Origin of the sequence: Acaryochloris sp. IP29b_bin.137 (assembly GCF_028285745.1) — a bacterium.
In the GTDB taxonomy this organism is placed as follows: domain Bacteria; phylum Cyanobacteriota; class Cyanobacteriia; order Thermosynechococcales; family Thermosynechococcaceae; genus Acaryochloris.
In genome coordinates this window covers 37,210-48,568 of the sequence record NZ_JANQOP010000350.1, presented here as the reverse complement: position 1 = coordinate 48,568, position 11,359 = coordinate 37,210, and the positions used below count along the sequence as shown (strand labels likewise).

The 11,359-nt window shown below is 45.1% G+C and carries 10 protein-coding genes; 5 read left to right on the top strand and 5 right to left on the bottom strand.

Annotated features, from left to right (window positions below):
- Window positions 1-1,611 (top strand): cadherin-like domain-containing protein (locus Q0991_RS23730; protein ID WP_299493332.1); only part of this gene is annotated, 1,611 nt, incomplete at its 5' end.
- Between the two features lie 121 nt (window positions 1,612-1,732).
- Here the strand turns inward: Q0991_RS23730 and Q0991_RS23725 are convergent.
- The 5 genes from Q0991_RS23725 to Q0991_RS23705 form a co-directional block, all read right to left on the bottom strand.
- Window positions 1,733-2,248: a tail fiber protein gene (locus Q0991_RS23725; protein ID WP_299493330.1), complete on the bottom strand. Its 516-nt coding sequence runs from the start codon at window positions 2,246-2,248 to the stop codon at window positions 1,733-1,735.
- 14 nt (window positions 2,249-2,262) lie between these two features.
- Window positions 2,263-2,784 (bottom strand): tail fiber protein, encoded by a 522-nt coding sequence (locus tag Q0991_RS23720; protein ID WP_299493328.1) that lies wholly within the window; start codon window positions 2,782-2,784, stop codon window positions 2,263-2,265.
- A 12-nt stretch (window positions 2,785-2,796) separates the two neighbouring features.
- Window positions 2,797-3,312, bottom strand: coding sequence for a tail fiber protein (locus Q0991_RS23715; RefSeq protein WP_299493326.1), 516 nt, complete (start codon window positions 3,310-3,312; stop codon window positions 2,797-2,799).
- Window positions 3,313-3,454: 142 nt separating this feature from the next.
- Window positions 3,455-3,970, bottom strand: a complete 516-nt coding sequence (locus Q0991_RS23710; protein WP_299493324.1) for a GNAT family N-acetyltransferase — start codon at window positions 3,968-3,970, stop codon at window positions 3,455-3,457.
- Between the two features lie 33 nt (window positions 3,971-4,003).
- The gene (locus Q0991_RS23705; RefSeq protein ID WP_299493322.1) at window positions 4,004-4,306 is read right to left on the bottom strand and encodes a hypothetical protein; all 303 of its coding nucleotides are present in this window, start codon (window positions 4,304-4,306) and stop codon (window positions 4,004-4,006) included.
- Window positions 4,307-5,310: 1,004 nt separating this feature from the next.
- On the opposite strand from Q0991_RS23705, the gene Q0991_RS23700 reads away from it, so the two are divergent.
- The 4 genes from Q0991_RS23700 to Q0991_RS23685 all read left to right on the top strand — a co-directional run bounded on the left by Q0991_RS23700 (window position 5,311) and on the right by Q0991_RS23685 (window position 10,880).
- Window positions 5,311-7,767 carry a right-handed parallel beta-helix repeat-containing protein gene (locus tag Q0991_RS23700; protein WP_299493320.1) on the top strand — a complete coding sequence of 819 codons (2,457 nt, stop codon included), beginning with the start codon at window positions 5,311-5,313 and terminating at the stop codon, window positions 7,765-7,767.
- A 27-nt stretch (window positions 7,768-7,794) separates the two neighbouring features.
- Complete coding sequence (locus Q0991_RS23695) at window positions 7,795-8,904, top strand: TIGR03032 family protein (RefSeq protein ID WP_299493318.1); 1,110 nt, start codon at window positions 7,795-7,797, stop codon at window positions 8,902-8,904.
- Between the two features lie 616 nt (window positions 8,905-9,520).
- The gene (locus Q0991_RS23690) at window positions 9,521-9,955 is read left to right on the top strand and encodes a hypothetical protein (RefSeq protein ID WP_299493316.1); all 435 of its coding nucleotides are present in this window, start codon (window positions 9,521-9,523) and stop codon (window positions 9,953-9,955) included.
- 160 nt (window positions 9,956-10,115) lie between these two features.
- A complete protein-coding gene (locus Q0991_RS23685; RefSeq protein ID WP_299493314.1) occupies window positions 10,116-10,880 on the top strand; it encodes an SDR family oxidoreductase in 765 nt (254 codons plus the stop codon).
- Window positions 10,881-11,359 lie beyond the last annotated feature (479 nt).

Here is an 11,359-nt window from a genome sequence, read left to right as displayed (position 1 = left end):
TTTGGCATTGATGCCAATGGGGTCGTGACGTTCAATGCTGCACCTGATTTTGAGGCCCCAGGGGATGCCAATGCTGACAACAACTACGATCTCCAAGTCACGGTCACGGATTCAGGAGGACTGACGGGTTCTCAAGACATTACCGTCTCTGTGACTGATGTGGTGGCAGAGGGCTCGCCGCCAACAGCCCAGAATCAAACCTACAATACCTTGGCGAATAGTGTCCTAGAAGTAGCTGGAGCAGATGTTCCTGGGGCTGAAGTTGCTTCAATCACTAGTAGTGTAGGCCTCCTCACTGGTGCTACAGACCCTGATGTAGGGGATATGCTATCGGTTCAGGCGGGTACATTCACAACCACTCAGGGTGGGTCGATTACGACCTTCAGTGATGGCAGCTTCTACTATCAACCAGAAGCTGGCGATGTCAATGTGGTTGACACTTTTACATTTACAGTATCGGATATTATAGGCAATACAGCGACAGCGACAGCTACCTTTAATGTAGGCAGCGAGGCTATATATGTAGATGATGATACGGCCGTTGGTACCGGGAATGGGACATTTCTAAACCCCTTCACAACCCTTGCAGAAGCACAAGCTGTGGCCGGTAATGGTGATGTCATCTATGTTGCAGCGGGTACCTACAACGAGAACTTCGCCTTAGAGACTAATCAATTTTTGATTGGCCAAGGAGCTGATTTCTCTCTGGGTGGAACTGTTCTAACAGGATCTGCGGCCAATAGCCCTATCATTAACGGCACACTTTCAGGAACTAATGTGGGCACAGCCACTATCAGTGGAGTGACCGCCTCAACCTTAAACCTGACAATAAACACCGGGACAGCAGACATTGACGTCTTCAACAACACGTTCAATGGCGCGACTCTCAATGGTCTGCTCGATCTCAATACCTCTGGCTCTGCGAATGTCCGTATTGATGTGGTGGATAACACCTTCAACTCAGGCAGTTTGCAAAGTACAGGGATTGAATTTGTAATGGATAACTCATCGCAAATCGATTTCAACATCATTGGCAATGATATTGATGTCAATAGTGGTAACGGTGTTGAGTTTGTGGCCATTGGGTCTCCCACATTGGAGGGTCGGGTAAATACCAACACCATCAATATTAATAGCGGTGGAGGTAGCGGGATTGCTTTTACTGCAACAGCAGTTGGCTCCGTTAATCCAACGGTTATCTTAGAAATCGATGGTAATACTATCTCTGCCGTTAGTGGCCCTAGTGAAGCAGGGATCCGGCTTCGGAGTGGAAGAGGAACCTTTGATGTCACTGTCAACAACAATACAATTGACATTACACAAAATATTGCCACAGGGTTCTTTGTCGAAAGCATCATTGGTGGTGATGCGGTTATGACTTTGAATGTCACGAATAATGATGTTGACGAAGTTGGTGGGCAAGCGGGTGCCTATGCATTTGGTGAGTCTGCTGGAACCTTGCAATTGGAAGGATTTACTGGCGATCTCTTCACCACTCTTGTCGCTAACAATAATACGTTAAATGGTAATCCTTTGGGGGCTGCTGACGTTGTCTCATTGGGCACGTTAAGCGGTGGCACTGCTGAACAGGTGGATATTAGCCAACCATAAATGCGGCAGCGTAAGTCCTACGGGCTTACGCTTGAAATCAAAAACGTCCCTCCACCTGCGCAGACGGAGAGACATCTATTTGGGGGGAGCGACGGTTCCGCCGTCTCGCTCCCAAACACGTTTAGCCTCTGCTCGGGTACGTTCCCTCTAGGGCAATAATGTAATTCACCACCAAGTAAGGCTGCAAATTATTGTGGCTCTGGCTCCCTCCCTGGGATGCGATCGCCTGAGCGGATAAGCTGACCAAGTTAGAGTTAGTGTCTTGGAATTGGGTGATATCATCAAACGTGCGATTGGTGGGATCGCCAGACGCGCCAAAAAATTGTGATGTTGCCTCCAATGAATGATTGTGGCTGGGCATTTGGCTTTCGTTTAGAGTAACAGTGTCATTCCCAGACTTTTCTCCTATACGAACATTATTTAATCCAGGCCCTTGACCTACGCCTCTGGGTGACCGACCTTGCAAGTTAGGCAATGCAAAGGTTGTTCGACCATCACCACCATAAATGGTCCCTAGGATGCTAAACAGCGCAGTATTTTGACTAACCGACACTGTGTTCCCATTACAGAAGGCCCAGCCTCTGGGCGCAAAGTTACCCGCAAAAATTCTAATTTCACCAATAAATGGGTCTGCCATTGTTTTTCTTACCTCTAGTTCCGGGATGGATAAATGCCACTCAATGCGATGATAAAGTTAATGGCCAGGGTTGGCATTAAATTACTGTGGGAAGAGCTGCCACCAACCAGGGATACTGAGCCCGAATTTAAAACTTGATCAGGGCCAGAGGTTGCGTAGGGTGTCAGCGAAGTGTTGGTCCCTGGAACTCGACCAGATGGAGTTGTGCCAACAGATGTAGACGTTGTTCCTTGCAGATTGCCATGGTTGTGGCTAGGCAACTGAGCTGTGGTCAATGTTACAGACTCAGCTCCGCCCTTTGAGCCAAGGTTTCGAGTGGTCAGCCCTACTCCTGAGCCGTAGTGAAGAGGAATACGCCCCCGCAAATCGGGTAATCCAAAAGTTGTGCGACCATCCCCGCCGTAAATGGTCCCAAGCAGAGAAAAGAGAGCATCATATTGATTCACTGCTAGCAATGATCCATCACAAAATGCCCAATTAACAGGAGCAAAGTTGCCTCCAAACATGCGAATTTCGCCAATATATGGTTCAGTCATCGTTTAATCTCCTTAGTTACGAGGCGGGAAGGTTCCTACTAAAGCAATGCAGTAGTTGAGGGTGAGGAAAGGCTGCATATTCTCATGCCCTTGTCCACTTCCTGTGGACGTGAACGTTCCATTTTCCATCGTGACCAACGGGTCTGGTTCAGCCCAGATGTCTGCTGCGGCTAGATACGTATTCACCCCCGTATTTTGGTTTGGAGCATCTGCACTGGCTGAGATGGTATGAGTATGGGAGGGGATTTGGTTAATGCTTAATGCGACCGTTTCTTCCCCACCTCGTGTCCCTGGAGAGCGAGAGCTACTTCCCGATGTACCGCTATCCCCAGCATGAATGGGGGTACGAGACCTCAAATCAGGTAGGGCAAACGAGGTTCGACCATCCCCCCCATAGGTAGTTCCTAAAATGGAATACAACGCCTGATTTTGGCTAATTGATAAAGTTGAGCCATCACATTGGGCCCAATTCCGTGGGGCAAAGTTAAACCCGAAGATTCTAATTTCGCCAAGATACGGTTCGGTCATACTTTACACTCCTATTTCATGACAGCCTGAACACTTCGTAACCGATGTCACACGAACAGTTGAAACAAGAAACCACAAGCCCTATCGAACTTGTATCCTGATGCTAAATCTGGGGGACTAGAGTACTCCAGAGCCAGACATCTCAAGAGGACCATTCCATCAACTTGTAAACATCGTCGCCTCCTATTTGCATAAACCCCAGACGGCGATAGAGGGTGATGGCACGATTGCTATATTCCACATGAATTCTGACGGGCTGTTGTTTAGCTCGTCCCTCTGCCAAGATGGCCGTCAACAAGGCCGTACCGATGCCGCGATCGCGACAGCCTGGCATCAAAGCAATATCAATAATGCGAATCTCATCAGCCCGTTGATCCAAATACAACCGACCAATTGGCAAATCTGCCTGCTCAATCACCCAAAAATAGGCATCTTTAAATTGGCTTTGATAAAACGTATGCTGGGCATTGAACTGAAACGCCAGAAAGGTCTGCTTTTGCTCCTCAGACCAAGGGACAACAGCTAATTCCTCCTCACGGGTACTGGCATACAGTTGATAGAGAAACGGTTGATCTGCTTCAGTAATGGCGCGCAGACACAAGTCATAATCTGCCAGAAGCTCCCTATCAATAGAAAATTGAGACAAGAGAGAAACCATAGGGGGTACTCCTACCTTAATGGCGAAACATCGCTAGTTAAATACAGCTTCGTAGCAGATACCGTCTTCCCGACGAGCTACAGGTACCAAGAAAAGACTCAGGTCTCCTAGGTGGGAATGGTGCAGGCCATAAATCCGCTGAGGCAAAACCACATCATCTGGTCCCAGGAACAGCAGCGAAAAAGACTCAGATCGATTATCTAAACGAGCCGAGAGATCATTTAGTTTTTTGGCCTCCCTTAGCTCAAGCTGTAGGGGCACCTCTAATTGATCCTGAATTTGAAAAGTGCTGCCAATGAGCGGCGTAAAATCAGATAGCGTTAGTGTCTTTAACATAAATTTTGCCCCTTGCATATTAAACGAAAGTCCAACAAATATATTGATGTCTTGATAGTCTTTTCAAAAGCCGTTCCGCACAAATGGTGTTGGACTCTTCAACTGAGTGAGATATTTGTATTTACATCAATAATCACGAAGTCATCAACAAAATATTAAGGACACTTTCAACCAATATCATTGACAAAACGTACTCAAGAAAGTGCTGATTAAGGCTAAAAAACGTTAAAAGGATACTTGTTCAGCCACTTGGGAACTAAGTAGAGCTGATGGAACGTATGAAGATTAGCCTGTTTTTTTAGCTTTCATGAAAAAAGTGTTATTAAAAATAAATTTAATCTAATGTAGACCTAAAACTTTTTCTCTTAACTTGAAATTTATCTTTTCTCAAAGCCCTCAATAAAATCTACAGAAAATTTAATATTTTCTGTATTTTACAGTTTATGGTTTTAGCTTAAGAAGATTTAAGGCGAAGAAAAATCAAGAAATATACAAAAAAACCTATTTAATGCCAAAAAAAATCACTTATTTCGTGAGCATTGTGATTTTTTGCCTCAAAAATTGATCCTTTTTTTGCCTATTCATCGACTGAGATAGCTCGATAGATGAAGTAGATAGTCTTCGTTATCTATCCGCTGCAAATACTGATTTAATAATTTTTATTACAAAGATAGTTTATCCATTGTGGGCCCCTTATCAACCTTGCTCTTTACAGTATTGAAATATAAGAAGAATAACTATTCAAAGCATAAAAGCCAATATATTACTAGTAGATTAAACCTCCAGCTTAAATAAGGCAGCATCAATAGTTATCAATCTTTTTATGGTGATGATTTAATCAGACTGTACGCTGCCATCGCGGTACCACCTCTATCTTTTTGTGAGAGAATATTTCTTCAATATTTTTGTGAAGAATAATCTATTAAGTTTCAACTTATTATCCAATTGTTATTGGGACTATCCTGCATCCCCTGTCTGATTGCCTAACCTGTGAAGGAGTGTTTATGCTTGTGTACCGCCATTTCATCAGTACCGCCCTTCCTTTGGTCACCCTCCTCTACTGGTCTGCCCTCACGCACGCTCAAACTCCTCGCCCCTCTACTCAAGCAGAAGACTTACGCATTGGCCCTCGTGTCGGGGTCGGTGCCAATAGTCCCAGCAGTGGCACCGACACTACTACCCGCGTCGAAACCTTTATCCCTCTCTGGCAAGACCCTGGCCAAGCCCTTACCTTTTTTGAAGGTCGCCTTCTCATCGATGATCGGGGCAATCCGGGAGGTAATGTCATTTTTGGGTATCGTCAATATAGTGAATCCCTTAACCGTACCCTTGGCGCTCATCTGGGCTTTGATATTCGCAATACCGATAACAACACCTTTCAACAGCTGGGTTTAGGGTTCGAAAGCCTAGGCAGTGATGTAGACTTTTACCTCAATGGCTTTTGGCCCATAGGCACCACTCAGCGCCAGACGGGACAAAGTATTGTAGATACAGGCTTACAACTCAGTGGTCAACCCCGCTTTGCAGGAAATGCCTTAGTATTAGATGTCCAACGACAGCTGCAGATTATCCGCCAGTTCGAAGAAGCTTTACCAGGCGTTGATCTTGAAATTGGTAAACAACTCTTTCGCTTTAAGAATGGAGGAGATTTACAGGCTTTTTTAGGATCGTATTTTCTTCATAGTGGTATTCGCGGCAATACCTTTGGAGCCCGATTCCGCGTGCAAATGCAGCCCACTCGTAATATTAGTGCTGGGGTGGGCGTTCAGCACGATGCTTTTTTCGGCACTCATGTGTTGGGGAATATCACCTTTACCTGGCCAGAGAATCGACCGAAAGGGCCAATTACCCAAGAGAATAGCGTTGCAGCCCGCATGGGATCTTCCGTCAATCGCGTCAATAACGTTATTGTTGATACCCCTACAGCCACTGAGGTACAGACAGAGAACCGAGCCGTTGCAGCCATCAATCCAGCAACGGGACAACCTTGGTTTTTTAATCATGTCAACTTGGGGTTAGGCAATAGCGATGGCACGTTTGAGTCACCCTTTGGCACAGTAGCAGAAGCCCTAGCGGCAACGCGAGGAGATGGGAATGACATTGTCTATGTTGCTCAAGGGACCAATCCGGGGATTCCGGCTTTTACAATTCCTGATAATGTTCAGGTGCGCTCCCAAGGACCGATTCAACAGATTCCAGTAGCCCCGATTACCTCCCAGTTGTCCCCCCCAGTCAGTCTCAACTTGGGGATGGCCCAACTCCCTTTTTCGGGGAATGGTCAGTTCCCCACGGTGACGGGGACGGTGACCATGAGGAACAATACCTTGCTGTCAGGGTTTGCGATTAATCCCAATGGGGCCAATGGCGTGGAGGCGGTTGGTGTTCAGAATGTGGTCATTGACCAAAATCAGATTACGAATGCAGATAATGGCATTCGTTTGCAAAATCTAACTGGCACAGTGGAGGTTACGAATAATGTAGTGACCCAGGCAACAGATGATGGCATTGACCTGGGGTTGAGCAATACTAACTTAAACAGTGTCTTAATTTCGGGCAATACAGTCAGCAATACAGGTGATGAGGGGATTGATGTTGATGTTTACAACAGCAGCCAGCTCAATACAGTCACGATCTCTGGTAACACTGTCAATGAGGTAGGGTCCGAAGCTAGTGGGATTAATCTCTACCTTTTCAATGATAGTCAGACTAACTTGGCCACTATCTCTGGAAACATAGTAACAACCTCTCAGGACGCCGCCGCAGGTATTCTTGTCCGCTCCATTAATAACAGCACTGTCACTACAGCCAACATTTCTGAGAATACCGTTACCACATCAGGACTTGGTTCCCCAGGTATTTTCGTCCAGCCCATCGGCAATAGCACTATCACCACCGCTAATATATCCGGGAATACTGTCACAACATCTGGAGATTTTGCCTATGGTATTACTGTCTTGCCATTAGGCGACAGCACTATTACTACAGCCAATATTTCTGGGAATACGATCTCGACATCTGGCGTCTATGGGAGTGGCGTTTATGTTAGCGCTGTTGGCAATAGCACCATTACTGCAGCAACTATCTCTGGGAACACCATAACGACATCTGGTAACGATGCTGATAGTATCTATGTCGCTACTTTTGCCAATGGTACTATCACCGCTGCGACGATCGCTGACAATATTATTCCCCAATCAGGGAGGGACGGTGTATTAGTCAATAATTATGGCGGCAACCCTATTTGTGCCTCAATTACCGGTAACAATAGCACCAATCCGGCGTTTGCAACTGCAGGGGGAACGGACATTAATTTAATCTCTAATGGGAGTACATTTCAGGTGGTGGATTTAGCGAATATCAATGCCAACAATAACAATGCGATCGTTAACTTCGACGGCACCTTGGTCCCCCCTGGTGCTCCACCTACTCCTCCCTTTACGAATGTAAGTGCTTGTCCTTAAGATGGAAAACTGCTGCCTAGCAAAATAATGATATCTGCCGAAACTGTTCCCGAGAATGCGCCACTGCGAAGTGTCTATACATCAAATCTAGCCCAGCTTTTAAGTCAGAATAAATTCGCACTAGCGGTTTCCACTTATCAGGCCGGCAAGGTTATTTTGATACGGGCCGAGAACAATCAACTTAATACCCACTTTCGTCACTTTAATAGACCTATGGGCCTTGCTGCGAACGCCACTCGCATGGCAATTGGTGAAGCCTACCAGCTCGTTGAGCTCTATAATATGCCAGTTGTGGCTGCCCAACTCAAGCCTGTAGACAAACATGATGCCTGCTACATTCCCCGTAATATCCACTTCACAGGTGATATTGATATTCATGAAATGGCTTGGGCTAGTGAGGAATTGTGGATAGTCAATACTCGGTTCTCTTGCCTGTGTACCTTAGAAAATGCCTACAGTTTTATCCCTCGATGGCGACCCCCTTTTATCTCTGGCTTAGCGGCTGAGGACCGCTGTCACCTCAATGGTTTAGCCATTGTGAACCAACGACCTAAATATGTGACTGCTTTAGGTGCGACCAATACCCCCCAGGGCTGGCGGTCCCACAAGGCAGTGGGAGGCATCCTCATGGATGTAGAAAACAATGAGGTCGTTTGCCAAGGATTATCTATGCCGCATTCACCGCGCTATTACGCGGGTCAGCTATGGGTATTAGAATCAGGCAATGGATCAGTTGCGACTGTTGATCTAAAGACCGGACAATTAACAACGGTAGTTGAATTACCTGGTTTTACCCGTGGCATTGACTTTTATGGTCCTTTGGCTTTTGTGGGATTGTCACAGGTTCGGGAGTCTGCTGTCTTTAGTGGCATTCCTCTGACCGACAGACTTAAAGAGCGCACTTGTGGAATTTGGGTCATTCATATCGAAACGGGAGAGATTATTGGTTTCCTGCGTTTTGAAGATGCAGTCCAAGAAATCTTCTCCATAGCAGTGCTACCACAGATTTGCTTCCCTGAAATTCTAGAAGGAGATGAGAAAACATTGGCAAGTTCCTACGCCTTGCCTGATGAAGTATTGTCGGAGGTTGAATCACAAGGACATCAATCAAATCCCCTCCCCCCGATAAAAGAATGAGTAGTGACGACCAGTTGGACCAACCCTTGCATCGTCAATGCTTGAAAACTGGTCATTCTATGAAATCTTAGGACGGGAAGGGATGAGAGGTTGAACAGAGGGAATCAGAAGAATTTAGACGATAAATCGGTACTAATCGGATTCTTTGTAAAAAATATTTTTTCTTTGACTCGATAATTCAATTAAAGATTAAATTAGTTGCGAGTAAGATCAACTTTGAGTCTCTCTAAATCTAACCTCTCAGTTTGCTCAATAGCGGTTTTTAAAATAATTCAATGCCTCTTAACTAAGAGATAAAAGTCGACAGATATATGCATTTTTGAGGCTAGAAGAAATAAAATGTATAAGGATAAAATACAGTGCAAAATAAGTTTTTCAGTTCACGCACTTAAATCACGACTTACATCTGCCTAAAAAATACTATTTCTTAATTTTTTGTCAAAACAGCAAGACTTATAATGACTGGTAAGCCTTGCTGTTTTGATAGGTAAAACTAGCTAATATTAAAGCTTACTCCCCCAATAGCCTCTATTAAAGTAACAGTTAAGGCTATTTCAAGCTCATATCAATGGTTTGAATACTCAAAATATAGTTTCATGGATATCAATAGACTGCTATGAGTATTTCACGACGGTATTTTTTATTATTTTCTGGCAGCATTTTAGCCACAGCCGGAACGTCATTTTCTATCCCTAATACAAAACGACAACACCAATTGGTGGCTAAAACGCTTGATACTCAGACTGGGGTCGGCCTAAGCCAGATGCATTACTCTACCTTTGAAACGCTCAAGGACCAGACCTTACATGTCCTAACTGAACGGGGAGAACGGCTCCGCCTCCAACTAGATCAGGTGGAAGACCAAGGTCGGTCCGATCAACTTGAACAATTTTCTCTAACCTTTCGCGGCAAACAAGGGCAATTGTTGGACCAAGGCACCTATCAGTTTGAGCATCCACAACTAGGTCAGTTCAATTTGTTTATTGTGCCTTCGGGACAGTCCAAGCACAATGCGTACTATCAAGCGACGTTCTCTCATCTTATTGCTTAGTCACACTGCTGGTTCAATGAATGGTTATCGGTAGCGACGTCCAGATCTCTCCACAAAATCTACAAGAACCTGTTTCATCAAAGGTAAATCTGTTGATCTGCTTCTGATAAAGTCAAGGAGATACACGTAGATCATGCTTGGATAGAGAAGGTCAGAAGCTATGGCGATCCAAAAAGTATTAGTCACAGGGGCAACAGGGCAAACTGGATCGATTGTTGTGCATAAACTCCGCGAACGCACTGATCGATTCGAGGTTGTGTGCTTTGCCCGTTCTGCAGAAAAGGCGCAAGAAAAGTTGGGTTCTGTGGACGGGGTGGAGATTGGGGACGTGATGGATCGCGCCAGTATTGATCGCGCGATCGCAGGTTGTGATGCCCTAGTGATTCTATCCAGTTCTGTTCTGGTGATGAAAGGTCCCCCTCAACCGGGGCAAAGACCCGAATTTGAATTTCTACCTGGAGCCTATCCAGAAGATATTGACTATAACGGTCAACGAAATTTAATTGATGCAGCTGTTGCCGTTGGTGTTCAGCACATTGTCCAAGTGGGCTCGATGGGGGGTACGGATAAAAATCACTACCTCAACACCCTTGGAAATGGCAATGTTCTGATTTGGAAGCGGCAGGCTGAACAATATTTAATTGATTCAGGCATTCATTACACTATTGTCCGGGCAGGGGGATTAATCGATGAGCGGGGGGGACACCGTGAAATTCTAGTGGGTAAAGATGACTCATTCTTTATCCCAGAACAAAATATGCCCCATAAGCTACCTCGGGCGGATGTGGCTGAGGTGGTTGTTCAGGCTTTACTCGAACCCAATGCTCAAAACAAGGCTTTTGATGTCGTTACCCGCGAGGAAGATGAAGCCCTGCCCACCTCTGATTTTGCCGCTCTATTTGCTCAAACAACACCTGGTTTGTAGCGGATAAAACACAAGTCATTATGTCGATATAATCGGGAACGATATAAACAAACCAACACTAATTTCTGATGGAAATGTAATCCTGGACGGATTAGGTTAGCTAGCTTACCGTCAGGGCTGTTTTAAGTTAACCAGAGGTAATTCAAAAGCACTAGAAATTCGTGAGATAGCAACAGTGTTATGGGAAGTCTGGGTACACAAGAATCTTGGTTTCAGATTTTCTTTCAGGAACTTGAAACAGCCCTGACAATGGCCCACACGCTTCTGACTTAACTTGTCCGCTTTATACCTTCTTTAGAAATTAGCTCTTAGAAATGGGGGTTGTTTGATGGTGGACCACCCTGAGATTCTGTATCGAATGACTCATTTTTACTGGGAACATTTTTTTGCAAACTATAGGTAAGTGAATGATGAAGAAATAGATCCTATTACAATAGGACTTAAATATACAAAACTTTATTTTTACTAGAAACTCTCTA